This window comes from Bradyrhizobium zhengyangense, from assembly GCF_022012435.1.
GTDB classification, from domain to species: domain Bacteria; phylum Pseudomonadota; class Alphaproteobacteria; order Rhizobiales; family Xanthobacteraceae; genus Bradyrhizobium; species Bradyrhizobium zhengyangense.
The window spans coordinates 344,987-371,180 of record NZ_JAKLUA010000001.1 but is presented as its reverse complement, the minus strand read 5'-3'; the positions used below and the strand labels follow the sequence as shown (position 1 = coordinate 371,180).

Annotated in this window: 25 protein-coding genes and 1 tRNA gene; 12 read left to right on the top strand and 14 right to left on the bottom strand. The window is 64.1% G+C overall.

Features of this window, described 5'->3' with window-relative positions:
- The first annotated feature begins 28 nt into the window (after positions 1-28).
- The 11 genes from L6637_RS01820 to L6637_RS01770 all read left to right on the top strand — a co-directional run bounded on the left by L6637_RS01820 (position 29) and on the right by L6637_RS01770 (position 10,935).
- A complete protein-coding gene (locus L6637_RS01820; RefSeq protein ID WP_377802680.1) occupies positions 29-907 on the top strand; it encodes a helix-turn-helix transcriptional regulator in 879 nt (292 codons plus the stop codon).
- 53 nt (positions 908-960) lie between these two features.
- Positions 961-1,911, top strand: coding sequence for a helix-turn-helix transcriptional regulator (locus L6637_RS01815; protein ID WP_237862353.1), 951 nt, complete (start codon positions 961-963; stop codon positions 1,909-1,911).
- 101 nt (positions 1,912-2,012) lie between these two features.
- On the top strand, positions 2,013-2,303 hold the full coding sequence (locus L6637_RS01810) for a hypothetical protein (RefSeq protein WP_237862352.1): 291 nt from the start codon (positions 2,013-2,015) through the stop codon (positions 2,301-2,303).
- Positions 2,304-2,426: 123 nt separating this feature from the next.
- Entirely contained in the window at positions 2,427-3,632 is a 1,206-nt protein-coding gene (locus tag L6637_RS01805) for an NAD(P)/FAD-dependent oxidoreductase (protein WP_237868873.1), read from the top strand.
- A 71-nt stretch (positions 3,633-3,703) separates the two neighbouring features.
- Complete coding sequence (locus L6637_RS01800) at positions 3,704-4,501, top strand: acetoacetate decarboxylase (protein WP_237868872.1); 798 nt, start codon at positions 3,704-3,706, stop codon at positions 4,499-4,501.
- Between the two features lie 34 nt (positions 4,502-4,535).
- Complete coding sequence (locus tag L6637_RS01795) at positions 4,536-5,711, top strand: DUF3734 domain-containing protein (RefSeq protein ID WP_237868871.1); 1,176 nt, start codon at positions 4,536-4,538, stop codon at positions 5,709-5,711.
- Between the two features lie 53 nt (positions 5,712-5,764).
- The gene (locus L6637_RS01790) at positions 5,765-6,913 is read left to right on the top strand and encodes an HlyD family secretion protein (RefSeq protein WP_237868870.1); all 1,149 of its coding nucleotides are present in this window, start codon (positions 5,765-5,767) and stop codon (positions 6,911-6,913) included.
- Between the two features lie 41 nt (positions 6,914-6,954).
- Positions 6,955-8,559 carry an MDR family MFS transporter gene (locus L6637_RS01785; protein ID WP_237862347.1) on the top strand — a complete coding sequence of 535 codons (1,605 nt, stop codon included), beginning with the start codon at positions 6,955-6,957 and terminating at the stop codon, positions 8,557-8,559.
- Positions 8,560-8,603: 44 nt separating this feature from the next.
- Positions 8,604-9,386, top strand: a complete 783-nt coding sequence (locus L6637_RS01780) for a 3-hydroxybutyrate dehydrogenase (protein WP_237862346.1) — start codon at positions 8,604-8,606, stop codon at positions 9,384-9,386.
- A 37-nt stretch (positions 9,387-9,423) separates the two neighbouring features.
- The gene (locus tag L6637_RS01775; protein WP_237868869.1) at positions 9,424-10,134 is read left to right on the top strand and encodes an SDR family NAD(P)-dependent oxidoreductase; all 711 of its coding nucleotides are present in this window, start codon (positions 9,424-9,426) and stop codon (positions 10,132-10,134) included.
- A gap of 39 nt (positions 10,135-10,173) precedes the next feature.
- Positions 10,174-10,935 (top strand): DUF1275 family protein, encoded by a 762-nt coding sequence (locus L6637_RS01770; protein ID WP_237868868.1) that lies wholly within the window; start codon positions 10,174-10,176, stop codon positions 10,933-10,935.
- 280 nt (positions 10,936-11,215) lie between these two features.
- Here L6637_RS01770 and L6637_RS01765 read toward each other — a convergent pair.
- Positions 11,216-11,305: transfer RNA gene (locus L6637_RS01765), tRNA-Ser, on the bottom strand.
- A 233-nt stretch (positions 11,306-11,538) separates the two neighbouring features.
- On the opposite strand from L6637_RS01765, the gene L6637_RS01760 reads away from it, so the two are divergent.
- Entirely contained in the window at positions 11,539-11,955 is a 417-nt protein-coding gene (locus L6637_RS01760) for a hypothetical protein (RefSeq protein ID WP_237862343.1), read from the top strand.
- A 131-nt stretch (positions 11,956-12,086) separates the two neighbouring features.
- Here the strand turns inward: L6637_RS01760 and L6637_RS01755 are convergent, their stop codons facing one another.
- The 13 genes from L6637_RS01755 to pncA form a co-directional block, all read right to left on the bottom strand.
- A complete protein-coding gene (locus L6637_RS01755; protein ID WP_128951785.1) occupies positions 12,087-12,413 on the bottom strand; it encodes a hypothetical protein in 327 nt (108 codons plus the stop codon).
- Positions 12,414-12,648: 235 nt separating this feature from the next.
- Positions 12,649-14,496, bottom strand: coding sequence for a dihydroxy-acid dehydratase (gene ilvD / locus L6637_RS01750; protein ID WP_237868866.1), 1,848 nt, complete (start codon positions 14,494-14,496; stop codon positions 12,649-12,651).
- 161 nt (positions 14,497-14,657) lie between these two features.
- Complete coding sequence (locus L6637_RS01745) at positions 14,658-15,518, bottom strand: ABC transporter permease (protein WP_237868864.1); 861 nt, start codon at positions 15,516-15,518, stop codon at positions 14,658-14,660.
- A complete protein-coding gene (locus L6637_RS01740; protein WP_237862340.1) occupies positions 15,515-16,444 on the bottom strand; it encodes an ABC transporter permease in 930 nt (309 codons plus the stop codon). Before L6637_RS01740 ends, L6637_RS01745 begins: the two co-directional genes overlap by 4 nt.
- Positions 16,444-17,430, bottom strand: a complete 987-nt coding sequence (locus L6637_RS01735; RefSeq protein WP_237868862.1) for an ABC transporter ATP-binding protein — start codon at positions 17,428-17,430, stop codon at positions 16,444-16,446. The genes L6637_RS01740 and L6637_RS01735 overlap by 1 nt, the downstream gene beginning before the upstream one ends.
- Positions 17,427-18,410: an ABC transporter ATP-binding protein gene (locus L6637_RS01730; RefSeq protein ID WP_237868861.1), complete on the bottom strand. Its 984-nt coding sequence runs from the start codon at positions 18,408-18,410 to the stop codon at positions 17,427-17,429. The genes L6637_RS01735 and L6637_RS01730 overlap by 4 nt, the downstream gene beginning before the upstream one ends.
- A 4-nt stretch (positions 18,411-18,414) precedes the next feature.
- Positions 18,415-20,052: an ABC transporter substrate-binding protein gene (locus tag L6637_RS01725; RefSeq protein WP_237868860.1), complete on the bottom strand. Its 1,638-nt coding sequence runs from the start codon at positions 20,050-20,052 to the stop codon at positions 18,415-18,417.
- Positions 20,053-20,079: 27 nt separating this feature from the next.
- Positions 20,080-20,895: a sugar phosphate isomerase/epimerase family protein gene (locus L6637_RS01720; RefSeq protein WP_237868859.1), complete on the bottom strand. Its 816-nt coding sequence runs from the start codon at positions 20,893-20,895 to the stop codon at positions 20,080-20,082.
- Positions 20,896-21,279: 384 nt separating this feature from the next.
- Positions 21,280-21,492 carry a hypothetical protein gene (locus L6637_RS01715; RefSeq protein WP_237868858.1) on the bottom strand — a complete coding sequence of 71 codons (213 nt, stop codon included), beginning with the start codon at positions 21,490-21,492 and terminating at the stop codon, positions 21,280-21,282.
- Positions 21,493-21,622: 130 nt separating this feature from the next.
- Complete coding sequence (locus L6637_RS01710) at positions 21,623-22,006, bottom strand: GrlR family regulatory protein (RefSeq protein WP_237868857.1); 384 nt, start codon at positions 22,004-22,006, stop codon at positions 21,623-21,625.
- Between the two features lie 37 nt (positions 22,007-22,043).
- Positions 22,044-24,077, bottom strand: a complete 2,034-nt coding sequence (locus L6637_RS01705) for an NAD(+) synthase (protein WP_237868855.1) — start codon at positions 24,075-24,077, stop codon at positions 22,044-22,046.
- Positions 24,078-24,203: 126 nt separating this feature from the next.
- A complete protein-coding gene (locus tag L6637_RS01700) occupies positions 24,204-25,319 on the bottom strand; it encodes an alpha/beta fold hydrolase (protein ID WP_377802679.1) in 1,116 nt (371 codons plus the stop codon).
- 16 nt (positions 25,320-25,335) lie between these two features.
- The gene (gene pncA, locus L6637_RS01695; RefSeq protein WP_237868853.1) at positions 25,336-25,962 is read right to left on the bottom strand and encodes a bifunctional nicotinamidase/pyrazinamidase; all 627 of its coding nucleotides are present in this window, start codon (positions 25,960-25,962) and stop codon (positions 25,336-25,338) included.
- Positions 25,963-26,194: the final 232 nt, after the last annotated feature.

Genomic DNA, 26,194 nt, shown 5'->3' with positions numbered 1-26,194 from the left:
GGTCGCGGCCAGGACGCGCGAGGCGGACATGCCGACTGCCGAGCGGCTTGCTGCCGATGCGGAGATGGCTCGCGTTCTCCACACGACACCTCTGCACATGGCATTGGACTCTTCCGGTGCAGGGATCGCCCACTGGCAACATGAACCGCTGCACGACGTGGTCGAACCCATGAGCCACCACGTCGTCATGGCTTACAATGGCACGGTCCAGCGCATGGAGCGGCGGACCGGAAGCTCGGTTGCCAAAGGAACGTTCCGTCGCGGCGTCGTGATCATCATTCCGGAAGGATCGAGCTCCCGATGGGACATTCCGAAATCCGTCGATGTCGTTCAGCTCTATCTTCCTCATGCCTCGCTGAAGCGCGTCGCCGACGAAGCCGGGACCTCGTCGACCGATCTCCTCGAGCGAACGGCACACCCCGACCCCGTTACGTCCCGACTGCTGCTGAGTGCAGCCGGCGTGCTGAACGGCAATGGAGCCCTCGATACGCTGTTCAGGCTCCAACTGACAGACCTCCTGGCCACGCGCCTCCTGGCGGCACACACCGGCTCGCCAACGACATTCCAGCCGGTCGTGGGCGGGCTTTCGCCCAAAGTCTTGCTCCGTGCGATCGAACGCTTGCGCTCGGACAGCGAGGCGGACCTCTCCCTCGATGCGCTGGCTTCTGACGCCGGCCTGTCGCGCTTCCATTTCTGCCGTGCCTTCAAGGAGAGCGCCGGTCTTTCACCTCATGCCTGGCTGCGGCAATACCGGCTCGAGCAGGCCATGAACATACTGCGCGACACCGACGCAACCATCGCCTCGGTCGCAGCGGAGCTCGGCTATACCTCGCAAACGGCCTTCGCCGCGGCATTCCGGCGATCGACCGGCGAAACGCCAAGCGATTGGCGACAGCGCGTCCGTTAGCATCAATCGCTCCGCAGGTAACGAAGCCCGTTTCCGAATGCGAGGATAGCGCCATGAGCAACGAGATCTTGAACGATCCTCTGAGGGCTCTGCTGGTTGCGCCTGGCGGTCGCCAGCGCGAGTTGCCGGTCGGTGACCGGCGTCCCGCCGATCTGGAGATGTCGCGCGTCCTCAAGACCGCACCGCTCCAGATGGCTTCCGACCCCTCCAACGGCGCAATCGCGCACTGGAAGCATGGCGCCCTGCACGATGTGGTCGAACCCATGGCCGACCACGTCATCATGGCTTACCCCACCGGGGTCCAACGCCTCGAGCGGCGCATCGGCAGGTCGGTTGCGATTGGCACGGCGCGTTCCGGAGTGGTGACGATCATCCCGGCCGGGACAAGCGCGCGATGGGATATCCCCGGCTCTGTGGACGTCATCCAGCTCTATCTTCCGCCCGCAACCCTCGAACGCGTTTCGCGTGAAGCCAATGCACCCGCTCCCGGCGATCTTCTGGAAAGAACTGCATATCTCGATTCCCTCACTTTCGAACTGCTGATGAGTGCGGCCGACGTGTTGCAAGGCAATGCAGCTTTGGATGCTCTATTCAGACAGCAACTGACGGATCTGATAGCGACGCGTCTCCTGGCAGAGCACTCCGGCACGCCGACTGCGCAGGAGCCAATCGCGGGCGGGCTCTCTCCCCATGCGCTGCGACGTGCCATCGAGCGACTGCGCTCGGACAGCGATGCTGACGTGTCCCTCGCCGCGCTCGCGTCCGATGCCGGGCTGTCGCGCTTCCACTTTTGCCGGGCCTTCAGGGAAAGCACCGGACTGTCGCCTCATGCCTGGCTGCGCCAGAACCAGCTCGAGCGGGCCATGAACATGCTGCGCGACAGCGACGTGGCGATCGCTTCAGTAGCCGAACAGCTTGGCTACGCTTCGCAAACTGCGTTTGCGGCGGCGTTCAAGAAGCTGACCGGCGAAACCCCGAGCGAATGGCGACGACGCACGCGGTAATGACAATCGCTCTGCAGGTGCCGCAATCGCTCTGGCGCAATTGCAGCTCCGGACAGGTAGATGTTCAGGGTCCCCTACGCTCCCAAATACGGAGACAAACGATGGCCTCGAGAACCCTCATCAGCCTTCTTGCATTCGTACCGCGAAGGAGAATTGCCGCAACCACGATCCTGTACGGCCTTTCGCTGGCCGTCCGCTTCACCTCGGCAACCGGCGAACAGATGGAAATTCCGGCTCAGTCCATGCAGAGGGCCATTCCGGTGATGTCGATCATGACCACGGACGACGCTCGGCCCTACGCCGACTGGCTTCCGAACGCAGCTCAGCCGGTGATGTTTCGCAACCGCTGGCTCCCGCTGAAGTCCTCGATGTCGAGTTGCGCTTCCCGGTAAGACCACGCGATTTCGTTCCACCTCTTCGCGTCATCATCGATCGCAAAAGCCTTGCCGCCAACGAGAGGCGGCGGCGGCAACGCGCCTAAGTCCGAGCAACCACAAACCACAGGAGACCACCACATGCGACTCGTCATCATTGGTTCCGGCTTTGCCGGCATGTACGCCGCCCTTTCCGCAGCCCGTTTGCGCGACATCCAGGGCGTCTCGCCCGAGGCTCTCGAAATCGCGCTTGTTGCACCGGAGCCGACCCTGGTGGTCCGCCCCCGGCTCTACGAGCCGAAGCCTGAGACCCTGACGGCACCTCTGCTGGACGTCCTCAACGCGATCGACGTCGACTACGTGCAGGGCAGCGCCGAGACGATCGACAGCAAGACCCGCACCGTGCAGATCGTTGCGGCCAAGGGCGCACGAAAGACGCTTCCCTATGATCGGTTGATCGTCGCCACCGGCAGCCGGTTGTTCCGCCCGAATATTCCCGGCCTCGCCGAGCACGGCTTCAGCGTCGACCAGCTCGACGACGCGATCGCGCTCGACCGGCATCTGCACGCCCTGGCGCATCAGCGGCAATCCGCGGCGCGCGACACGGTCGTTGTGGCCGGCGGCGGTTTCACGGGAATCGAGGTGGCGACCGAGATGCCGTCACGACTCCGCGCGATCCTCGGCAAGGATGCCAAACCCCGTGTCATCATCGTCGAGCGGAACAGTGCGGTCGCTCCCGACATGGGCGCGAGCCCGCGCCCCGTCATCGAGGAGTCCCTCCGCAATCTCGGTGTCGAGACCCGGGTTGGTGTCGGCGTCGCGTCGCTGGATAAGTCCGGCGTCACGCTGTCGAGTGGCGAGCACATCGCGAGTGCGACCGTGATCTGGGCCGCCGGCATGCGCGCCGCGCCGTTGACCGCGCAGATTCCGGCCGAGCGGGACAATTTCGGCCGGCTGCTGGTCGACCGCGATCTGCGCGTGCTGTCGGTGCCTGGCGTGTTCGCCACAGGTGACGCCGCCAGGGCTGCGTGCGACGGAATTGGAAACTACGCCCTGATGTCGTGCCAGCATGCCCTGCGGATGGGTGCCTTTGCCGGCAATAACGCAGCCGCCGAGCTTCTGGGAATTCCGACCAAGCCATACCACCAGGAAGCCTACGCCACCTGTCTCGACCTCGGGGAGGCCGGCGCGATCTTCACGCTTGGGTGGGAGCGAACGCTGAAACTGGTCGGCGCGGAAGCAAAGAAGACCAAGCAGCAGATCAACACCGTCTGGATCTATCCGCCGCCGGCCGAACGCGCTGCGGCACTGGCGGCGGCCGATCCCGAGCACGTCGGCGAACTTTAGCCGTGTCAATCGATCGGGCCGCGAACCTCAGAGCGCGGCCCGTCGTCTTCCGTAAATCTGGAGCCAGACCGATGAAACACGAGACCGTGCGCACAACTGCGTTTGCAATGCCGCTGACCAATCCGGCCTTCCCACCCGGACCCTATCGCTTCGTCAACCGCGAATACTTCATCATCCAATACCGAACGGATCCCGAGGCGCTGCGCCGAATCGTGCCGGCTCCGCTCGAAATCACCGAGCCGGTGGTGAACTACGAATTCATCCGCATGCCCGATTCCACCGGCTTTGGCGACTACACCGAAAGTGGCCAGGTCATTCCGGTGTCCTATCAGGGCCAGACCGGTAGCTTCACGCATCAGATGTTTCTCAACGATCACCCTCCCATCGCGGGCGGACGCGAGCTGTGGGGTTTCCCCAAGAAGCTAGCGCAACCGAAGCTCGCGGTCGAGATCGACACGCTGGTCGGCACGCTGAACTACGGCTCGGTCCGCATCGCAACCGGCACGATGGGCTACAAGCATCGCGCGCTCGACGCCGCGATGGAAGCGAAGAAGCTCACCGCGCCGAACTTCCTGCTCAAGATCATTCCGCATGTCGACGGCGCGCCGCGCATCTGCGAGCTGGTGCGCTACCACCTCGAGGACATCACCGTGAAGGGCGCATGGACCGGGCCGGCTGCGCTCGACTTGTATTCGCATGCGCTTGCTCCGGTCGCCGAGCTGCCGGTCCTCCAGGTGCTGTCGGCCAAGCATGTCGTCGCCGACCTGACGCTCGGGCTAGGCACCGTGGTCCACGACTATCTCGCGTCAAGCGCGACCACGCGCCGCCACGGCCACGCAGAGAGCCTGGCCGATGCGAGCACTGGCTGATCGAACGTCATCCATGCCATCGGGAGTCATCAAAATGCTGAACATGATGCGCGAGCAGAGCAACCCTGTGGCGCAGTCGAACAAATCACTGCCTTATGATGTCGTTGCTCTCGTGCTGCAAGGCGGCGGCGCACTCGGCGCCTATCAGGCCGGCGTCTATGAGGGCCTGCACGAGGCCGGCATCCGGCCGAACTGGCTGGCCGGCATTTCGATCGGCGCGCTCAACGCCGCCATCATCGCGGGCTCACCCGAGGCCGAGCGCGTCGCGCGGCTGCGCGAGTTCTGGGAAACCATCTGTGCTTTCTCGATCGAGTGGCCGGCCGGCGAAGGACTGGCCAATGCCCTGCCCTTTGCGTTCGACATTCGCTCGATCCGCAACGCGCTGGCTGCGACGCGGGCGTTGGTGCAGGGCCAGCCGGGATTCTTCAGGCCGCGCTTCCCCTCGCCGCTTTGGTCGCCGTTCTCCGGCGACGCAGCGACCAGCTTCTACGACACAGCGCCGCTGCAACAAACGCTGGAGCGGCTAGTCGACTTCGATCGACTGAATTCGGGCGAGGTCCGCGTCAGCGTCGGCGCGGTCAATGTCCGCACGGGCAATTTGACCTATTTCGACACCGCCGAGCGCCGGCTGGGACCGAAACATTTCATGGCGTCGGGCGCGCTGCCTCCGGGTTTCCCCTCCGTCGAAATCGAAGGCGAGCACTATTGGGACGGCGGCGTAGTCTCCAACACCCCCCTTTCCCGTGTGCTGTCCGGCGAGCCGTGCGACACGCTGACGTTCCAGATCGACCTCTGGTCGGCCAAGGGACGCGTTCCCTACGACATGATGGAGGTGTCGAGTCGGCAGAAGGACATCCAGTATTCCAGCCGTACCCGCAACGTCACCGATCAGGCGCTGCGGATGCAGACGATGCGTCAGGCGCTGCAGCGGACGATCGAGAAGTTGCCGGAATCCGCAATGCGTGATCCCGAGATGTGCGCCATCGCCGAGATGGCACGCCAGCGCGCCTACAACATCGTTCATCTGATCTATCAGACCAAGAGCCACGAGGGCCATTCGCGAGACTACGAATTCGGCCTGAGCGCGATGCGCGCCCACTGGCAGAGCGGCCTCGACGACATCCGCCGCACCCTCGCCGACCCGAATCGCCTGGACCCGCCCGACCCGGAGCTCGGCATCGTCACCCATGACGTCCATCGCCGCGACTAGGCTGCTCCAGCTCGTCGCCTAACTGCCCTTGATCAGGTCATTCGGAGAATGCCATGTCGAACGCCTATTACGTTGCAGATCCCACGGCGAAGTTGAAGCTGCGTCCGTCGCGACAGGCGATCAGGCGAGCGGCGATCGCCTTCCCTGCGGCGCTCGGCGTCGCTGCCGCAGCCCATTTCGGCCATTACTATTTCACGACCGGCCGCTATCTGGAAACGACTGACGACGCCTACGTCAAAGCAGATTCCACGATCATCGCGCCGAAAGTATCGGGCTACATCGCGGAAGTGCTGGTCACGGACAATGAGTCGGTGACGGCCGGCCAGCTGCTGGCAAGGATCGACGACCGCGACTTCAGGACAGCCCTCAGCCAGGCCAAGGCCGACGTCGCTGCCGCGGAATCCGCGGTGAAGAATCTCGACGCGCAAATCGCGCTGCAGCAGCCGTTGATTCAACAGCAGGCCGCTGCGGTGGAGGCCACCGAGGCGAACCTGAAGTTCGCCAAGGAAGAGAGAGCCCGCTACGACGATCTCATGAAGTCGGGCTCCGGCACCATCCAGCGCGCCCAGCAGACCGACGCGGCGCTGCGGGCGCAGACCGCGCAGCTGCAGCAAGGTAAAGCTGGATTGATCGCCGCCAACCAGAAGGTCGAGGTGCTTGCGACCCAGCGCGCGCAGGCCGTCGCACAGCGTGATCGCGCCCGTGCGGTCGAGCAGCAGGCAGCGCTGAACCTGTCCTATACCCGGATCACAGCCCCGGTCGATGGAACGATCGGTGCCCGCTCGCTCCGGGTCGGCCAATATGTCCAGGCCGGCACGCAATTGATGGCCGTGGTGCCGCTCGATGCGGTTTATGTGGTCGCCAATTTCAAGGAAACACAGCTCACCCACGTGCGTAGCGGCCAGCCCGTCGAGCTATACGTCGATAGTTTCGAATCGACCGTGCTGAAGGGTCATGTCGACAGCCTGTCCCCCGCGAGTGGCCTGGAATTCGCGCTGTTGCCGCCGGATAACGCAACCGGCAATTTCACCAAGATCGTCCAGCGCGTGCCGGTGAAGATCGTACTCGACGGCCATGGCCTGAAAGGCCTGTTGCGTCCGGGCATGTCGGCCGTGCCGACGATCGACACGAAGTCGACGGTGGTCGCCGAGCGCGCAGCCGGGAAGCAGCTCGCCTCGCGCGACGGCAAGCCCCGCAGCTGAGCAACCGCGCGCCGCTCAGTCGCACGTGACGAGGAACAACCATGACCACGTTGAACACCACCCTCGACGACGTTCCGGCCAGCGAGCCAGAAGCTGCAACGCCTGCCGTCTCCGCCAAGACCTGGCTTGCCGTGATCGGCGCCACGCTCGGCGCCTTCATGGCGGTTCTCAATATCCAGATCGTCAATGCCTCGCTGGCCGATATCCAGGGCGGGATCGGTGCGGGCATCGATGATGGCGGCTGGATCTCGACCTCCTATCTGATTGCCGAGATCGTGGTGATTCCACTCTCCGGCTGGCTCGCCCAGGTGTTCTCGATCCGCATCTACCTGCTGACCAACGCCCTCCTGTTCCTGGTGTTCTCGGCGGCCTGCGCCTTGGCCCAGGACCTGCCGCAGATGATCGTGCTGCGCGCCGTGCAAGGGTTCACGGGCGGCGTCCTGATCCCGATGGCGTTCACGCTGATCATCACCTTGCTTCCCAAGGCGAAGCAACCGATCGGGCTCGCGATGTTCGCGATCTCAGCCACGTTCGCGCCCGCGATTGGTCCGACCATCGGCGGCTATCTCACCGAGAATCTTGGCTGGCAATACATCTTCTACGTCAACACCGTGCCGGGCGCGATCATGATCGCGATGCTCTATGTCTCGCTCGAACCCGGCCCGATGAAGCTGTCGCTGCTGCGCGAAGGCGACTGGCTCGGCATCATCACGATGGCGATCGGCCTGTCGGCGCTGCAGACCGTGCTGGAGGAAGGCAACAAGGATGACTGGTTCGGCTCGCCGTTCATCGTTCATTTCGCAATTGTCGCCGCTATCGCTCTGCCGCTGTTCGTCGTGATCGAATTGCTGACGAAGAAGCCGTTGCTCAATCTCCGCATCCTGTTCCGTCGCAATTTCGGCTTCGGCGTGCTCGCGAACTTTCTGCTCGGCGTCGCGCTGTATGGCTCCGTCTACGTCCTGCCGGTCTATCTGTCCCGCATCCAGGGATACAATTCCGAGCAGATCGGCATGGTGCTGGCGTGGACCGGATTTCCCCAGCTCCTGTTGATTCCGCTGGTGCCGCAGCTGCTGAAGCGCCTTGATCCGCGCATCGTGATCGGCGTCGGCTTTGCACTGTTCGCGGGGTCCAACTTCATGAACATCTTCATGACCAACGATTATGCGGCGGACCAGCTGCTATGGCCGAACGTCATCCGCGCCTTTGGTCAGGCCCTGGTCTTCGCCCCGCTCTCGGCCGTCGCGACGTCGGGCGTCGAGGCGGAGAACGCCGGATCGGCATCGGCCTTGTTCAACATGATGCGCAATCTCGGCGGCGCCATCGGCATTGCCGCGCTTCAGACGCTTCTGACCAAGCGCGAGCAGTATCATTCCAACATCCTGACGCAATCCGTCTCGATGTTCGAGAACGCGACCCGCACGCGGCTCGAGCAGCTCACGCAATATTTCATCAATCACGGCGTGATCGACCGCGTCGATGCGGCTCATCGGGCCTATGTCGCGATCGGCAAGATCATCCAGAAGCAGGCATTCATCCTGGGCTTCAGCGACACCTTCTATCTGCTCGGCGCCTCGCAGATCGTCGCCCTCGCAGCAGCGCTCATGCTCACGAAACCCGGCCATATCGAAGCCGGCGGCGGCCACTGACCGACCAAGACGACAACCACCTCCAAGCACTGAAAGGACGTCAAATGTTGAAAAGCAAAGTCGCAATCGTTACCGGATCGACCAGCGGAATCGGGCTCGGTATCGCCCGGCAGCTCGCCAGGCTTCGCGCCAACATTGTGTTGAACGGCTTCGGCGACGCAAGTGAGATCGAGGCGATCCGCGGCGGGATCGAGCGCGAGCACGGGGTGCGCGTCGTCTACGACGGCGCCGATATGTCGAAGGGCGACGCCGTACGCCGGTTGATCGCCACGACGGTCGAGACATTCGGGCGCCTCGATATCCTCGTGAACAATGCCGGCATCCAGTTCACCGCACCCGTAGAAGAGTTTCCGCCCGCCAACTGGCACGCGATCCTGGACATCAATCTGTCGGCCGCATTCCACGGCATCGCGGCGGCGGTCCCCGAGATGAAGAAGCAGGGCTGGGGGCGAATCGTCAACATCGCCTCCGCGCACGGCCTGGTCGGATCGACCCACAAGGCAGCCTACGTGGCGGCCAAGCACGGCTTGATCGGCCTGACCAAGGTGGTTGGCCTGGAGACGGCCGGCACCGGCGTGACCTGCAACGCAGTCTGTCCTGGATGGGTACGGACGCCCTTGGTCGAAAAGCAGATCAGCGACATCGCTGCGCAGAAGAACATCAGCCAGATGGATGCCGCAAAGGCACTGCTGGGCGAGAAACAGCCGTCCTCGGAGTTCGTCTCCCCGGAGCAGCTTGGAGGCACAGTGGCCTTCCTATGTTCCGCTGCGGCAGACCAGATTACGGGCACCGCGATTTCGGTCGACGGCGGCTGGACCGCGCAATAGCTGAAGCAGCAGTCGAAGAACAGGAACGGAAGCCATCATGGACACAGAACGCAAAGTTGCAATCATCACCGGCGCCTCGCGGGGTATCGGAGAGGCGTTGGTCGAGGCATATCGCGACAGAAACTACCGTGTGGTTGCGAACGCCCGCTCGATCAAGCCGTCGCCGGATCCGGATATTCTCGCAGTATCCGGCGACATCGGCGACCCGACGACGGCAGAGCAAATTGTTTTGCAGGCACTCGATCGGTTCGGTCGCATCGACACGCTTGTGAACAATGCCGGCATCTTCATCGGAAAGCCGTTCATTGAGTATACCGACGACGACTATTCCAGGATGCTATCGATCAACCTCAGCGGCTTCTTCCACGTGACGCGACGTGCTGCCGCGCAAATGCTAGGGCGCGGGTCCGGGCATATCTTGCAGATCACGAGCAGCCTCGACGAGAACGTCAGTAGCAGCGCGCCGTCGGCACTGGCGGCCCTGACGAAGGGTGGTTTGAATGCGGCGACGAAGTCGCTTGCAATCGAGTACGCAAGCAAGGGAATCCGCGTCAACGCTGTGGCCCCCGGGGCAACCAAGACGTCGATGCACAGGCCCGAGATGTATGATGTCCTCGCGAAGCAGCATCCAATTGGGCGCATGGGCGAGGTCCACGAAATCGTCGAAGCCGTCCTCTATCTTGAAACTGCCGGCTTCGTCACGGGCGAAATCCTGCATGTCGATGGCGGACAAAGCGCTGGCTTCTAGGACGGAGCCGTACGACCCCGGTCACCAGACCTGAGGTCGATGGAGCCGCTGAAGCTCAACTGGAACTGCTGGTCTATGTTCGCTCAAGACAGCCCCATATTAGAACGGCCCGTGGATTTAGCGAATGATGCAGCGAAGCTGTCGCGCCTGGAGGCGCGGCTGCCGCCGTTGCTCAGCGTCATCGCCGGAATGGTCGACTTCACCGGATTCTTCACGCTGGGTCATATCTTCACTGCCCACGTGACCGGCAATATCGTGCTAGCCGCTGCCGTTGTCATCGACGGCGGCTCGTTTCACTGGGCGCAGCTGTTGGCGGTCCCTGTTTTCATGCTGGCCCTGGCGGTCATCTGGATGGTCGCCAAAGCTTCCGGCCGTCGCGGCTCGAACCTGGCGCAGCTGTTGCTTCGCGTTCAATTCCTCATGCTAGCTACGCTGTTGATCTTCAGCGTCATCGCCAAGCCATCTGCCGATCCGGTTGGATTGCGGGCCGGTGCGGCTGCGCTGTTGGCCGTGTCGGCCATGGCCTGCCAATACGCGCTCCTCCGTCTCGCAGTGCCCGGCGCAATCTCGACAGCGGTGATGACCGGCAATCTGGCCAACGCCGTTTTGTCGACTATGGACCTGCTTGCCGTGCACAACCCTCTGCTGCCGCAAGATTCAACGCCGCTCAGTCACTCGCTTCATCGCCTACTCGGTTTCCTCCTGGGGTGCGTCGTTGCCGCAGTAGCGGTTTCGGCGGCAGGTGACTGGGCTTGGTCGCTTCCAGCAGCAGTAGCCGCAGTTGCAACCGCGGTGCGTTAGCGATTGTCAACGCTGGCACGCCGCGGGCCGTTGCTTCGGGAGTTCACTACGCGCCAACGTGAACAGATCTTATGCGTCCGCCGGCTACTCAAGATTTATGGGGTCACGTCCGAGCTAGCGCGCCGGATGCCGGGTGGCCCCTCAAAATTCCAAGTGGCAGCGAATCTATTTGTAGCTTGCAACCGTAGCCACTCACTCCAAGCGTGGCGCGCAGGGGAAATTCTTCTGATATTGCAATATCTTGGCCACGAGGGGCGGTGAACAGTGGAGAACAATATACTGGCGGAAGGGGTGGGATTCGAACCCACGGTACCCTTGCGGGCACGCCGGTTTTCAAGACCGGTGCCTTAAACCACTCGGCCACCCTTCCAAACCTGGCTGTCGCTTATCGCAGGCCGTTCGGGAAGGCAACGCGAAGTTTGGCCTTGGCGGCGCGATCGAGATTCGGGCGCCATCAGGAGCCCTGTTTCGGAAGGAGGGTGTCATCGCGACCGATCCGTAGTTGCTTCGCCGCCAAAAGGAACCGCCTCTCCGTTGACCGGGATCAATGGGCTTCCGTCGGTCGTCGCTAGCGTGGCCCTACGCCTTCGAGGGAGGATCAATATGAGGCTGAAGCGAATTCTTTGGGCCCTGGTGCTTTTGGTTGGATTTGCGACGCCCGCGCTGGCGCAGCCGTTTCCACGTCCCGTCCTGCAGTTTGCCGGGCAAGTGATTTTCGGACCCACGCTTATCGTCGGGCTGAGGGTGGTCAACTGGAGCGATTACTCGCCCGCGCTCTTTGCAGCTTCGCCAAAGCTGCCACCATGCGGGCTCAATACCTCTGCATCTCGCACCTGGGTCGAGATCTACAACGCCAGAGGCCAGAGGCTCTATGGATTCTGCGGCTTCACAGATCCGTCCCTTCTCTCAGAGTTCTGGTTCTCGATTCCGGAAGCGAGTCGGCCAAGGGCGGTTTACATCGCTCTCATCGACCGGCTGCGGCGCCGAATAGTGGTGTCGAACAAGGTGGCCATTCCATGAACGGAATCTGGTAGAGACCGGATAAGCGGGCCGTCGTCTTTCAAAGCGATCCATTTCTCCTTGGCAACGGACAAAAAAAGCGCGGCGCCCCATGAGAGCCCCGCGCCAAATCCGTCCGTTACGATGTCGGCTCAGTAGCCGCAATGGCCGCAAGCCGGCTGCACCGGAGCATAATAGGAATAACCCGGCGAGACCATCTCGACGCGCTGGCGTGTGGCGTATTGCGGCGGGATGCGCTCGTACTGCACACCCGGCGGCGCCACCATCACGGTCTGCGGAACCATCACGGTGCGGTACTGCGCGGGCGTGCGGTGCGCCACGGTCGCCCCCGGCGATACCATCACGGTCTCATCGACGGTGCGGTATTGCGGCGCGACGTATTGCTGCTGATAGCAGGTCGTGCACGGCTGCGGCGGCGCGTAGCAATTATAGCAGCCGGCAGAAGCCGCTGATGTCATCGAAAACGCGGCGACGACTGTAGAGAAGACAACAGCAAGACTACGAGACATTATGTGGCGCCCCAATTGCCCGAAATGGATTTGCGAAGGTGGCCGCATTATACGCCGCAAAACTCATCTCTGCCGAAGTTCGTTGGGGCATCCTTAATGCGAACGGCCGGCTATCGCCGGCCGTTCAGAACTTGTTGACCATGCGTGAGCGCAAGAGTTGCGATCACACCCACGGAAGATGCGCCTATTTGCGGCGCTTCACTTCGCGCACGGCGCCGCGCGCAGCACTGGTGGTGAGCGCGGCATAAGCCTGCAGCGCAGTCGAGACGTTGCGCTTGCGCGCAGCCGGCTGCCAGGCGGCATCGCCCTTCGCCTCTTCGGCCGCGCGGCGGCTGGCGAGCTCCTCGTCGGAGATCTCGAGGTTGATGCTGCGGTTCGGGATGTCGATGGCGATGCGATCACCGGTGCGTACCAGCGCGATGTTGCCGCCTTCGGCCGCTTCCGGCGAAAGATGACCGATCGACAGGCCCGACGAACCGCCGGAGAAACGCCCGTCGGTGACGAGTGCGCAAGCCTTTCCGAGGCCCATCGATTTCAGATAGCTGGTCGGATACAGCATCTCCTGCATGCCGGGGCCGCCGCGCGGGCCTTCGTAGATGATCACGACGATCTCGCCGGCGACGACCTTGCCGCCCAAAATGCCTTCGACGGCCGCGTCCTGGCTCTCGAACACGCGCGCGGGGCCGGAGAATTTCAGGATCGAAGAATCGACGCCCGCGGTCTTCACGATGCAGCCGTCCTGCGCGAGGTTGCCGTAGAGCACGGCGAGACCGCCATCCTTGCTGAAGGCGTGCTCGATGCTGCGCACGACACCCTTCTCGCGGTCGGCATCGAGCTCGTCGTAGCGGCGGTCCTGGCTGAAGGCGACCTGGGTGGGGATGCCGCCGGGCGAGGCGCGATAGAAGGTCCGCACCGCTTCGCTCTTGGAGCGCTTGATATCCCAGCGCTCGAGCGCCTCGTTCATGGTCGGCGCGTGCACGGTCGTAACAGAGGTGTCGATCAGGCCGGCGCGGTCGAGCTCGCCCAAAATGCCCAAAATGCCGCCGGCGCGATGCACGTCCTCGACATGCACGTCGGCGACCGAGGGCGCAACCTTGCAGAGCACGGGCACGCGGCGCGACAGGCGGTCGATGTCCTGCATGGTGAATTTCACCTCGCCCTCGTGGGCTGCGGCGAGCAGATGCAGCACGGTGTTGGTCGACCCGCCCATCGCGATGTCGAGCGTCATGGCGTTCTCGAACGCCTTGAAGTTCGCGATGTTGCGCGGGAGCACGGATGCATCGTCCTGCTCGTAGTAGCGGCGCACGAGATCGACGATGGTGTGGCCGGCCTCGACGAACAGGCGCTTGCGGTCGGCGTGAGTCGCGACAACAGTGCCGTTGCCGGGCAGCGCCAAGCCAAGCGCCTCGGTGAGACAGTTCATCGAGTTGGCGGTGAACATGCCCGAGCAGGAGCCGCAGGTCGGGCACGCCGAGCGCTCGATCACCTTGACGTCATCGTCGCTGACCTTGGAATCGGCCGCGGCGACCATGGCGTCGATGAGGTCGACGGCCTTGGTCTTGCCCTGCAGCTTGACCTTGCCGGCCTCCATCGGGCCGCCCGAGACGAACACGGCGGGGATGTTGAGACGCAGCGCGGCCATCAGCATGCCGGGCGTGATCTTGTCGCAATTGGAGATGCAGACGAGGCCGTCGGCGCAATGGGCGTTGGCCATGTACTCGACGCTGTCGGCGATCAGCTCGCGCGACGGCAGGCTGTAGAGCATGCCGTCATGACCCATGGCGATGCCGTCGTCGACCGCGATGGTGTTGAATTCCTTGGCGACGCCGCCGGCCTGCTCAATCTCACGGGCGACCAGCTGGCCGAGGTCCTTGAGGTGGACGTGGCCGGGCACGAACTGGGTGAAGGAGTTGACGACCGCGATGATCGGCTTGCCGAAATCGCCGTCCTTCATGCCCGTCGCGCGCCAAAGGCCGCGGGCGCCCGCCATGTTGCGGCCGTGGGTGGTGGTGCGGGAGCGATAGGCTGGCATGGCGGTTTCCGTCCTCGGGGTTGACCGGCCGGGCGGAAAATTTGGAGCCGCCTCAGGCCTTTCCGGCCGGATAGCGCACGGGGTGGTCAGGCGCAACGGGAACTTGCCCCTGACACCCCCGGATTGGCCCGGTGCAGGCCTCCCCTGCTCCCGACGCGCCCCTATTGCAGGGTCGGATCGAGCTTATCGCGCAGCCAATCGCCGATCACGGAGACCGCCAGCGTCGTGACCACGATCGTCGTGGCCGGCGCCAGCATGATCCAGGGCGCCCGGGTCAAATACTCGCGGCCGTAGCCGACCATGTTGCCGAGGCTGGTCATCGGCGGCTGCACGCCCAGGCCGAGGAAGGACAGGCCCGACTCCATCAAGATCACCTCTGGGAAAACAAGCGTCGTCGAGACGATCAGGGTCGAGGCGATGTTCGGCAGGATGTGCCTGAGATAGATCCGCGAAGGCCGCGCCCCCAATTGTCGGACGGCAGCGGCGTACCCTTGCGCATTGGCGGAGATGGCAAGGCCCCGCGCAATGCGGGCGTAGCGCTCCCAGCCGAACAGGCCCATCAGGCCGATCAGGAGCGGCAGGGAGTTGCCAAAGAAGGCGAGCACGGCGAGTGCCATGATCAGGAACGGCATGCTGGCCTGGAAATCGGACAGCATCAGCACGAGCTGCTCGACCAAACCGCGGAAATGCGCGGCGAGGAAGCCGAGCGTGGTTCCTGCAACGGCCGAGATCGCGGTCGCGCCGAATGCGATCAGCAGCGAGATGCGGATCGAGACGAGCAGGCGCGACAGCACGTCGCGGCCGAGCTCGTCGGTGCCGAGCCAATGCGCGACATTGCCCGGGGCAGCCAGGCGATTGCGCAGATCGAACTGCGTGTAGCCATAGGGCGTGAACTTCTCGGCGAAGGCCGCGATGACGAGCATCGCGACGATCCAGGTGATTGCGAGCGTAACCGAGATCGGGATCGCCGGCAGGCTGATGCGCCTGCTGACAGCGGTGTCCTTCAGCGTTGCCTCGGTCATGCATGCGCTCCTTTGGCGCGCAAGCGCGGATCGAGGAAGCCGTAAAGGAAGTCGACGACGAGGTTCGACGTCACCATGGTCAGTGCAACCAGCAGCAAGATGCACTGCACGACCGCGAGATCGCGGTTGGCGACGGCGACGACAAGCAGCCGCCCTACCCCCGGCCAGGCAAACACGCTCTCGACCACGACCGCACCCGCAATCAGCGAGCCGATCATAAAGCCAAGAATGGTCACGGTCGGGATCGCCGCGTTTGGCAGCGCATGCGAGGTCACGACCTTGCGCCACGGCACGCCCTTGGCCGACGCCGTGCGGATATAGGGCTGGCCGAGCACTTCCAGCATCGCGCTGCGGGTGAAACGTGCGAGCACCGCGGCCCCGCCAAGGCTGAGTGTCGCGATCGGGAGGATAGCGTGACGCCAGCTGTCCTGTCCGCCTGACGGCAGCCAGCCGAGTTGCACGGCGAAGATCAGCACCAGCAGCAGCGCAAGGACAAAACTCGGCACGGTGAAGCCGGCAACCGCCGTCATCATCACGGCGCGATCGATGGCCGAACCGCGATGCAGCGCGGCATAGATTCCGGCAGGAATGCCAAGCGCGACCTTGAACACAAAGGCCGGCAGCGTCAGCGCCAGCGTCGCCGGAATTCGCTCCAGCACGAGCTCCATCGCGGGCCTTCCGTCGCGCATGGAGCGGCCGAGCTCGCCCTTGGCGATGGCGCCGAAGTAATCGAGGTACTGAAACCAGATGGGGTCATCGAGGCCCCAGGCCTTGCGGAAGGCGGCGAGGACTTCCGGCGGCGCTTCGGGGCCCAGGATCATCAGCGCGGGATCGCCCGAGAGACGCAGCACGACGAAGGCGAAGGTGACGACGAGCACGATCGTAAGCGCCGCGCGTCCGATTCGAATGGCGAAATAGCGTCCCATCACGCGGCATCCCGCGTTTGGGCGCCCGTGACGAGATGGCAGGCCACCTGCCTGTCGCCGCCGACCGCGGAAAGTGGCGGCACCTCGCTCGCGCAGCGCGCGATGGCGCGCGGGCAGCGTGGGTGGAAGGCGCAGCCTTGCGGGCGTGCCGCCGGGTTCGGCGGATCGCCTGAGAGCATGATGCGACCCGCGCTGCGGCGACCGGGCGCGGGTGACGCTGAGACCAGCGCTTGCGTGTACGGGTGTTCTGGGCGCGCAAAGAGATCGTCGGCGCTGCCGATCTCGACGATGCGGCCGAGATACATCACGGCGACGACATTGCTGATCTGCCTGACGACGCGCAGATCGTGGCTGATGAACAGCAGCGTCAGCCCAAGCTGCGCCTGGAGATCGCAGAGCAGATTTACCACCTGGGCCTGGATCGAGACGTCGAGCGCGCTGACCGGCTCGTCGCAGACCAGGAAATCCGGCTTCGTCGCCAACGCCCGCGCCAACACGATGCGCTGGCGCTGGCCGCCGGAGAGCGCTCCGGGATAACGCGCGCCATGGGCAGGCGTCAGCTCGACCGCCCGGAACAATTCACGGACCCGCTCTTCGCGCTCGTCCGGTGTGCCGATGCCGTGAATATCCAGGGGCTCGCGAATTTGGGTCGCGACCGGCAGGCGTCGGTCCAGCGCGCCCAGCGGATCCTGAAAAATCATCTGCATGCGGGCGCGTTGCGCGCGCCACGCTGGCGTTCCGAGCGCCGCCATCGGCTTGCCCTCGAACCTCACTTCGCCGCGATCGGGCGGCTCAAGGCCCAGCACGATGCGTCCCGTCGTGGACTTGCCCGAGCCGGACTCGCCGACGAGGCCGAGTGTTTCGCCCTTGGGAATCGTCAGCGATATGCCGTCAACGGCGTGCACGGCGGTGCTGCGTCCGAACATCCCGGAACGCATCGCATAGCTGCGTGAGATCGAGGACACCTCGACGAGCGGCGGGTTCATTCGGCGGCGATCCCGAGCAGCGCGCGGCGCGAGGCCTCGGCGCGGATGCAGGCAACGGTGCGGTCGTCGGCGATCGGCGCAAGAGTCGGCGCGGCAAGGCCGCACGGTTCAGTTGCGAGCGCACAGCGTGGCGCGAAGGCACATCCGCCGGGCATGTGCGCCGGATCGGGCACCGCGCCGGGAATGGCGGTTAGGCGACGGTGCGGCCCGTCGAGCGGCGGCAGCGCCCCGATCAGGCCCTGCGCATAGGGATGGACGGGGTCGGCGAAGAGCTGGTTGGCGGGCGCCTGCTCGACGATGCGGCCGGCATACATCACGGCAACGCGGTCGCAGTTTTCGGCGACGACGCCGAGATCGTGGCTGATCAAAACCATCGCCATGTTCATCTCCCGGCGGATGGTGGAGAGCAGTTCGAGGATCTGCGCCTGGATGGTGGCATCGAGCGCGGTGGTCGGCTCGTCCGCGATCAGCAGGTCAGGATTTCCGGCAAGCGCCATCGCGATCATGATGCGCTGGACCTGGCCGCCGGAGAATTCGTGCGGATAGGCGGAGAGCCGCCGCGCCGCGTCGGGAATGCCGACGAGGTTGAGCAGCCGCAGCGCTTCCGCCTTCACGGCCTCACCGGAGAGATCGCGATGCAGCGCCAAGGCTTCGCAAAGCTGCTTGCGAATGGTCAGCACCGGATTGAGGGCGCTCGCCGGATCCTGGAAGATCATGGCGATCCTCCCGCCCCTGACCTTGTCGAGCTCGGAGGCCGGCGCGAGAAGCAGCTCGCGTCCGTCGAGCCGGACGGAGCCCGAGACATCAGCATGTCGCGGCAGGAGCCCAAGCGCGGCAAGCCACGTGACTGATTTGCCCGAGCCGGACTCGCCGACGAGGCCGAGAGCTTCGCCCTTGCCAAGCGCGAGATCGACGCCCCGCAGGACCGGCACGCCGCCAAAGGCAACGCTCAAGCCCTGGATGCTGATGAGCGGCGTCACCGCCCTACGCCTCGAAATTGCCGGCGCGGAAATCCATCGCGAACGCCGGGGCCGCCTTCCATTTGATCGATTTCGGCTTGGCCGTGAAGGTCGCGTTCTGGTGCAGCACCGTGTAGGCGGGGTCCTCGCGCTCGGCGATCTCCAGCATCCGGTGGAAAGCTTTCTTGCGTGCCGCGCGGTCGGTCGAGGTCTCCAGGAACTCGGAGAGCTTGTTCAGCTCGGCGTTGGTCCATTCGCCGATCTGCTGCTGCTGGCCGTTCGGACCATGCTGGGCAACCAGCGACGACACCGGATCGTTGAAGGCCGCCGAGTTCGACCAGTCGCGCACCGCACGCGTCGGCGCGCGTTCCATGATCTGCGACCAGTTCTCCTTGGTCTCAATCTCAACGTTGAGACCAACCGACTTCCACATCTCGACCAGCACCTGCGCGGTCGCGACCTGATTGGTGTAGTAATTGTTGAGCAGGCGGTACGGGATCGGATCGCCTTTGTAGTTCGCCTGCCTCAACAGATCCTGCGCGAGCTTGGGATCATAGGCAGGCACGTCCCAATCGGCGTTGAACATGTCGCCATAGAACTCCCACTGCAGGCCCTTCGGCACGCGGGTGCGGCCGGCCCACAGACTGTCGACGATGGCCTGCCGGTCGATGGCGTGGGTGAAGGCGCGGCGCACCAGCGGGTTGGCGAGCACGGCGTGGTTCTTGTCGAACACCGTCAGGCGGTGATTGAGGATGGTGCCGCCCTGCACCTCGAACGCGGAATTCTTCTCGATGCCGGCGATCTGGTCCGGCGGGATGTCGCAGGCGAACTGATATTCGCCCGAGAGTAGCCCGTTGATGCGGCTCGCCACTTCAGGGACTTCCAGGAAGCGGATGCGCTTGAGCGGCGGACGGCCGCCCCAATATTCGTCGTGCGCTTCCAGCGTCAGCGACACGTCGGGCTTGAGCTCGACGACCTTGTAGGGACCGGTGGTGACAGGCTTGCGCGCCCAGTCGAGATAGCTTGCGGATTCGTCCCAGGCGCGGCGGTTGGCGATGTCGGAGCCAAAGCGCGACAGCCGGCCCTCGATGGTGACGTCGGGCGTCGCGTTGTAGAAGCGCACTGTGTATTTATCGACGGCGTCGACGCGCACGAGGTCCGGCCAGATGCGGCGCGCAACCGCGGGCACGTCGGGTGGCAATTCCTTGCCGGGCTTCGGCATCGGGATCTTCTCGAACGCCTGAATGGTGCTGCGGCTCTTGGCCTCGGTCTCGCCGAACATGCGCTCGCGGCTGAAGGTGAAGAGAACGTCCTCGGCCGTCAGCTCGTCGCCATTGTGGAATTTCACGCCCTGGCGCAGCTTCACTTCCACAGTCTGGTCGTCGATGCGGCGCCATTCGGTGGCAAGACCGGGCACGGCCTCGAGATTGCCGCGCCAGTTCTTGGAAATCAGGCCTTCCCAGATTGATGAGAAGAACACGCGCTCGCCGACGTTGGACTGCTCGCGCAACACGTCGAGCACGTTGGCGTTGGTCACCTTCTGCACCGCGATCGTCACCGACGGACGGTTGTCGGCCTGCCCAATCGCAAAGCGTGGCAGCAGCAGCGTGCCGGCGGCGGCACCGCCGGACTTAAGGATCGTACGACGGGTAAGCTTGCTCATGGCGGTGACCCTGCCCTCTGATGTCTGTTATTCGGCGAGACCGAGCGCGGCGAGATGCGCCGCACCCTTGCGGACGTCGTCATGGTTGCGCAGTTCGAGGATCAGCCGCGGATTGGAATTCAGCCGGTCGAGCGCACGGAACACGGCCACCCAGGGGATGTTGCCTTCACCCGGCGCCCAGTGGCGGTCGGCAAAACCGTCGGTGTCCTGGAGATGCACATGCGTCAGCATGTCGCCGGCGGTCTCGACGTAATAATCGACGGGCGGCGCACCGGTGGAGATGTGGGCGTAGTTGGCGTGGCCGGTGTCGAGCGAGACACGGACCCTGCTGCTTTCGAGCGCCTTGGCGAGACGGACGCGGTCGCGCGGGTCCTTGTCCTCGATGTTCTCGATGACGATCTCGCAGCCGATGGTCTCGGCGCGCGCGATCACCTCAGCCAGCGTCGCCTTGACGCGCTCGACGATGTTGGCGCGGTTATCAGGATAGAGATCGAGGTTGTTGTGATCCCAGGTGGTGAAGGGCGAATGCATGACCATCTGCGTCGCGCCGAGGAATTCCGCAGCATCAAGGCCTTGCAGCAGCCGCTTGGTCACGGCTTGGCGGATCAGGTGATCGTGGCTGTCGATCTTGAAGCCCCAGAACGGACCGTGGATGCCGAGGCGCCCGCTGTGGCCCGACAGCATCTGCTTGATTTCAGCGGCGGGCGTGCGCCAGTCGCCGTCAAGCAGATCGGCGCGGAAGAAATCCTGAATTTCGAGATCGCGCTGCCGTTCGAGAAGCCAGTCGCGATGAGCGGGGATCGACTTGATGGACAGTGCGGCGCCCAACACCGGCTTCGACATGACTTGCTCCCTTGATCGTCAGCGATGACGGAGAGCAGCGCTAGACCAGTTCAATGACAGGCCGGTGAAATCGAGGTTCCGCAAGCTGCATGAGATGTGGACATCGTGTCGCGCGCTTGCGTGATTTCGTGCAGCGGCAAATGCAGCGTGCGCATGCGCATACATCCGCGTGCTGGATCAAGTGTTTTTCAGTCCGTAGTGATCCGGAATGGAATCCTAACTACAACTCGCGTACATCGCGGGACATCGATCGGCGGCCACTTCCACGGGCATCACCCTCTGATCGCGCACCATGGGGTTGGGGGACCACATGGGGCGGGGGATTGAAGGCTGGGGCAAGGTGACGAGGTCCGGACTCCTAGGCACTCCGGACCTCGGAACTTTCTACTTCGAACGCAATTTCGCGCCGCCGGCTTTATGAGCCGCGCGGCGCGAAGTCGTTTTGACGGTGCCTTGCCGGTCCAGCACTCGGCGCGTTTGCGGATCGATAATCACCGTGCAGTCACCCTGCCCTTGCTTCGCGACCATGATATCGCCGGCGGCGGTACCGAGCGGGATCGGGGTGGATGAGCTGCCGCCCGGCATCTGAACCGTCACGCTCAGTGAATCCGTCCACGCACTCGAGCCCACCGTTGACGGCTCGATTTCAATGACAGACGCGAACGCCCCTTCGGTACGAATGTTCCTGAGCCGAATCGTCGTTCGCTCGTGGGAAGATCAGGTCGCCCTACATCGCATCCTTTAATGTCGGCCGGGCCGTGAACGTCACGCTGGTCTTGCCGACCAGCGCCATGCCTTCAACCTCCGCACCGCCGGCCGAGTAGTCCCCCGAAAAGCCGCAAGTGACTTCCCTGCCTCCGAAGGCGAGAGTCCTTCCGACCGCCTCGGTGTGCTGGTTGACGATCATGTCGCCGCGCCACTTGCCGTTCCGGAAGGTGTAGCTGCCCGTGTAGTAGAAATAGCTGTCGCCACCCATGATGCGCCCGTCGCACAGCACGACCACGCCTCTCGCCTGACCGCGCTTGCCGTCACGCATCTCGATATCGAAGATGTAGAGGCCGTTGACGACCCTGGCCTTCTCGCCCGCTTCCGACCCGTCCCCGGCCGACATCAGATCGTCTCCCCGGCAATGCCGACCCGCCGCGCCCTCAGCTCGGCACGTTTCGCTCGAGGTCCTCGAGCCAGGCCGCGGCGCTGGAATCCGACGGCGCGCGCCAGTCACCACGCGGTGACAGCGAGCCGCCGGCTGAAACTTTTGGCCCGTTTGGCATCGCCGAGCGCTTGAACTGGCTGAAGGCGAAGAACCGTCGCAGGAACACCTCAAGCCAGCGGCGGATCTCCTTAAGATCGTATGCGCGACGTTTATCGGCCGGGAATGCCGGCGGCCATTCGCCCTCGGCGACATCCTTCCACGCCTGGAACGCCATGAAGGCGATCTTGGACGGCCGTAAGCCGAAGCGCAGCGTGTAGAACAGGTTGAAATCCTGCAATTCGTAGGGCCCGACGGAAGCCTCGGTGCTTTGCGGCTTCTCGCCCGGCTTCACGGGAACCAGCTCCGGCGAGATTTCGGCCGAGAGGATTGAAGCCAGGGTTCCGTTCACATCGCGGCTGAACTGCTTCGAAGCAATCACCCAGCGGATCAGATGCTGGATCAGCGTCTTCGGCACGCCGGCGTTGACGTTGTAATGCGCCATCTGGTCGCCGACGCCATAGGTGCACCAGCCCAGCGCGAGTTCGGAGAGGTCGCCGGTGCCGATGACGATGCCGCCATGATGGTTGGCGAGCCGGAACAGATAGTCGGTGCGCAGGCCCGCCTGCACGTTCTCGAAGGTGACGTCGTAGACCTTCTCGCCTTTGCCGAAGGGATGGTCGATGTCCTTCAGCATCTGCGTGGCGGTGGTGCGGATGTCGAGCTCCTGCCAGGTGGTCTGCAACGCCTTCATCAGCGCCAGTGCATTGGTCTTGCTTTCGCTGCCGGTGGCGAAGCCCGGCATGGTGTAGGCCAAAATATTCTCGCGCGGCAGGCCGAGCAGGTCGACGGCCTTGGCGGCGACGATCAGCGCGTGGGTGGAATCGAGGCCGCCCGATACGCCGATCACAACACGCTTGGTGCCGGTGGCGCGCATGCGCTGCACGAGGCCCGCGACCTGGATGTTGTAGGCCTCGTAGCAGTCCTGCTCGAGCAAATGCTCGTCGCTCGGCACGAACGGGAAACGCTCGACCTTGCGCAGGAAGCCGATATCCACGGACGGCGGCTTGAGGGCGAATGTCACTTTCCGGAATAGCGCTTCGCGCTGCCGGCGGTTGTCGTCGAACGTACCCATCAAGGCACGCTCCTGCCTGAGCAGGTCGAGGTCGACGTCGGCCATCGTGATCTGGCCGTCCTGCCTGAAGCGCTCGCCCTCGGCCAGCAGCACGCCATTCTCGTAGATCGAGGTCTGGCCGTCCCAGGCGAGGTCCGTGGTGGATTCCCCGGCGCCTGCGGCGGAATAGACATAGGCCGCAAGGCAGCGCGCCGAGGTCGACTGGCAGAGCAGCGCACGCGAGCGCGCCCGGCCGATCGTGATCGGGCTGCCCGAGAGGTTGATCAGCACGCTGGCGCCGGCCAGTGCCAGTTCGGAGGCCGGCGTCACCGGAACCCACATGTCCTCGCAGATCTCGACGCCGATGGTGAGACCGGGCACGTCCTCGGCCGCAAACAGCAGGTCGGTGCCGAACGGCGCCTGGAGCTTGCCGATGGCAACCGCCTCACCGGCGATGCCGGCGCCCGAGGCGAAATGGCGGCCCTCGTAGAATTCGCGATAGGTCGGCAGATAGATCTTGGGCACGACGCCCAGAATACGGCCGCGGTGAAGGACGACGGCACAATTATAGATGCGATTGCCAAAGCGTAGCGGCGCACCGACGATCAGCACGGTCATCAGGCCCGACGAAGCCTCGACGATCGAGGCGAGCCCGCGCTCGACGGCATCGAGCAGTGGATCCTGCTTGACGAGGTCCTCGATCGCGTAGCCGGACAGGCATAGCTCGGAAAACACGGCGACCGCGACCGACTGCGCGTCGCAGGTTTTTGCCGCCGCGATGATCGCCTTCGTATTGGCGGTGGGATCAGCCACATGGGAGGTGGTGACGCAGGCCGCAACGCGCGCAAAGCCGTGGGCGTAGATCGAGTGGAAGCTCATCGCGCAAAGGACCTTAGATCTTGTCGGACCGGCCGCGGCCGGCTCTCGACTCTATGTAGCCCATCGACCGAGCCCCGTGCAGGCCATCCGTCGTCATGCATAACGGATTTGCAAGCCACGCTGATGTCAGGCGCTGCGCGCCAGCACGCCGGAGAGGTCGTTGCGCAGCCATTCGGCGATCCGGGGCCAGGCATGGGCATGGGTCCGCGCACCCATAAACAGACCGAGATGGTCACTCGGCTCTGAGCGTGCTGCGACGAAAGCCGGCGGCGTGCCGAGGAGCTTCCCCGTGGCAAAGGCCTGCGCGGCCGGCACGACATTGTCATCGAGCCCGGCCAGCATGAATACTGGCGCCTTGACGTCCCTCAGGTCGATCGCACGGCCGAGCGCCGTGAAATGACCCGATGCGATCCGATTCTCGCGGAAGATCCAGTTGACGATCTGAAGATAGTAGGTGCCGGGCAAATTGAGCGTTTCGCTGTTCCAGCGGTCGAAGCGCGCCAGCAGGGCCGCCCCCTCCTCGTCCGAGAGGTCTCGCTGCAATGCCGCCGCGATGTCGTCGGGACCTGGCACCTTCGACCAGACATGCAGCATCTCCTCGCCGCTGACATTGCCGCCGCCGCGCGCAACGAGCTGATCGTAGACCATCTCGGGCGCGTTGCGGGCGAGCTGCGCCAGCCTGGACTCGACCGAGAGGTCGACCGGCGCGCCAACCAGCACCAGCCGCCGTACCTTGGCCGGAAAACGCGCCGCATAGAGTAGCGACAGCCAGCCGCCCTGGCACAGGCCGACCAGATCGACCGGCGCGCCGATCTCGTCGACAGCCACGTTGAGATCGGACAGATAGCTGTCGATCGAGAGGTGGCGCATCTCAGGCGTGGCCGAGCGCCAGTCGGTAAGATAGACCCGATCGATACCGCCCTGTTGCAGCGACTGCACCACGCTGTGACCGGGTGCAAAATCTGCGATCAGGGCCCGGTGCAGCGCATAGGGCGCGCAAATAAGCGCCGGCTGGCCGGATCGCGTCGGCGCGCAATCCCGCAGCCGCATGGTGGCAAGCTCCAATGCTACGGTGCCTGATGTGGTCCAGGGGAGCTCGCTTTCGCCCTGCTCCGTCGGGCTGCGTTCCAACCACCAGAAGCAGGCATCCATCGCGAGCTTTGCTGCCGCAAACGGCCACAGCATGGGGTCATCGGGGCCACGCCCCGCCTCCTCGGGCTGCTGACTGGTCTTCTCCGCCACCATTACCGATTGATCCTCACAAGAACGCCTCCAGGCTGACGACGGAAATACCGAGCTCCCCAAGACTTCGATGGGTCGCCGCGACCGAGCCGTCGAGGTCGATGCCACGGCAGGCGTCCTCGATCACTGCAACTTCGAAGCCAGCCTTGCGGGCATCCTCGGCGGAGAAGCGGACGCAAAAATCGAGCGCAAGGCCGGCAACGAAAACGGTCTTCAGCTCGCGCTCGCGCAAATAGCCCAGCAGGCCGGTCGGCGTCGTCTTGTCATTCTCAAACAGCGCCGAATAGGAATCGATCCCGCGGCGAAAGCCCTTGCGCACCACCAGGCTTGCCCGCGTCAGGTCCAGATCCCGATGGAATTCGGCACCAGTCGTGCCCTGGACGCAATGGGTCGGCCACAGCACCTGGGTGCCATAGTCCAACTCGATGGTCTGGAACGGCTGCTTGCCCGGATGGTTCGGCGCGAAGGAGACGTGATTGCCTGGGTGCCAGTCCTGCGTCAGCACCACATTGGCGAATTTTTGGGCGATCCGGTTGATGGCGGGGACGACCTTCTCGCCGCCGGGAACGGCGAGCGCCCCTCCGGTGCAAAAATCGTTCTGCACGTCGATCACCAGCAGCACGTCGCGGTCGGATATCTTCATCGAGAGGCCCCAATCGCTTCCCAATCGCAAGTCCAATGCCGTCTGACCGGCGCATCGGGCGCCAGCCGCTCTCGCCAATGTCGACCTTCCCGCCCGGCTTCGCAACCACCGTCCTGAATGCAACGCTTTTGGGGGGTCCGTGTTGACTAGCTGTGCCCAAGAGCGGAATCTCTGGTATCCGCGCCATACGGATCGCAGCGACGAAGCAGAGGAGAACGGTTCCTGTGGCCAA

What these genes read in the sequence shown, in the direction of transcription:
- L6637_RS01820 (WP_377802680.1), top strand. Translation starts at nt 29, where the DNA reads ATGCCGACTGCCGAGCGGCTTGCTGCCGATGCGGAGATGGCTCGCGTT.
- L6637_RS01815 (WP_237862353.1), top strand. Translation starts at nt 961, where the DNA reads ATGAGCAACGAGATCTTGAACGATCCTCTGAGGGCTCTGCTGGTTGCG.
- L6637_RS01810 (WP_237862352.1), top strand. Translation starts at nt 2,013, where the DNA reads ATGGCCTCGAGAACCCTCATCAGCCTTCTTGCATTCGTACCGCGAAGG.
- L6637_RS01805 (WP_237868873.1), top strand. Translation starts at nt 2,427, where the DNA reads ATGCGACTCGTCATCATTGGTTCCGGCTTTGCCGGCATGTACGCCGCC.
- L6637_RS01800 (WP_237868872.1), top strand. Translation starts at nt 3,704, where the DNA reads ATGAAACACGAGACCGTGCGCACAACTGCGTTTGCAATGCCGCTGACC.
- L6637_RS01795 (WP_237868871.1), top strand. Translation starts at nt 4,536, where the DNA reads ATGCTGAACATGATGCGCGAGCAGAGCAACCCTGTGGCGCAGTCGAAC.
- L6637_RS01790 (WP_237868870.1), top strand. Translation starts at nt 5,765, where the DNA reads ATGTCGAACGCCTATTACGTTGCAGATCCCACGGCGAAGTTGAAGCTG.
- L6637_RS01785 (WP_237862347.1), top strand. Translation starts at nt 6,955, where the DNA reads ATGACCACGTTGAACACCACCCTCGACGACGTTCCGGCCAGCGAGCCA.
- L6637_RS01780 (WP_237862346.1), top strand. Translation starts at nt 8,604, where the DNA reads ATGTTGAAAAGCAAAGTCGCAATCGTTACCGGATCGACCAGCGGAATC.
- L6637_RS01775 (WP_237868869.1), top strand. Translation starts at nt 9,424, where the DNA reads ATGGACACAGAACGCAAAGTTGCAATCATCACCGGCGCCTCGCGGGGT.
- L6637_RS01770 (WP_237868868.1), top strand. Translation starts at nt 10,174, where the DNA reads ATGGAGCCGCTGAAGCTCAACTGGAACTGCTGGTCTATGTTCGCTCAA.
- L6637_RS01760 (WP_237862343.1), top strand. Translation starts at nt 11,539, where the DNA reads ATGAGGCTGAAGCGAATTCTTTGGGCCCTGGTGCTTTTGGTTGGATTT.
- L6637_RS01755 (WP_128951785.1), bottom strand. Translation starts at nt 12,413, where the DNA reads ATGACATCAGCGGCTTCTGCCGGCTGCTATAATTGCTACGCGCCGCCG.
- ilvD (WP_237868866.1), bottom strand. Translation starts at nt 14,496, where the DNA reads ATGCCAGCCTATCGCTCCCGCACCACCACCCACGGCCGCAACATGGCG.
- L6637_RS01745 (WP_237868864.1), bottom strand. Translation starts at nt 15,518, where the DNA reads ATGACCGAGGCAACGCTGAAGGACACCGCTGTCAGCAGGCGCATCAGC.
- L6637_RS01740 (WP_237862340.1), bottom strand. Translation starts at nt 16,444, where the DNA reads ATGGGACGCTATTTCGCCATTCGAATCGGACGCGCGGCGCTTACGATC.
- L6637_RS01735 (WP_237868862.1), bottom strand. Translation starts at nt 17,430, where the DNA reads ATGAACCCGCCGCTCGTCGAGGTGTCCTCGATCTCACGCAGCTATGCG.
- L6637_RS01725 (WP_237868860.1), bottom strand. Translation starts at nt 20,052, where the DNA reads ATGAGCAAGCTTACCCGTCGTACGATCCTTAAGTCCGGCGGTGCCGCC.
- L6637_RS01720 (WP_237868859.1), bottom strand. Translation starts at nt 20,895, where the DNA reads ATGTCGAAGCCGGTGTTGGGCGCCGCACTGTCCATCAAGTCGATCCCC.
- L6637_RS01710 (WP_237868857.1), bottom strand. Translation starts at nt 22,006, where the DNA reads ATGTCGGCCGGGGACGGGTCGGAAGCGGGCGAGAAGGCCAGGGTCGTC.
- L6637_RS01705 (WP_237868855.1), bottom strand. Translation starts at nt 24,077, where the DNA reads ATGAGCTTCCACTCGATCTACGCCCACGGCTTTGCGCGCGTTGCGGCC.
- pncA (WP_237868853.1), bottom strand. Translation starts at nt 25,962, where the DNA reads ATGAAGATATCCGACCGCGACGTGCTGCTGGTGATCGACGTGCAGAAC.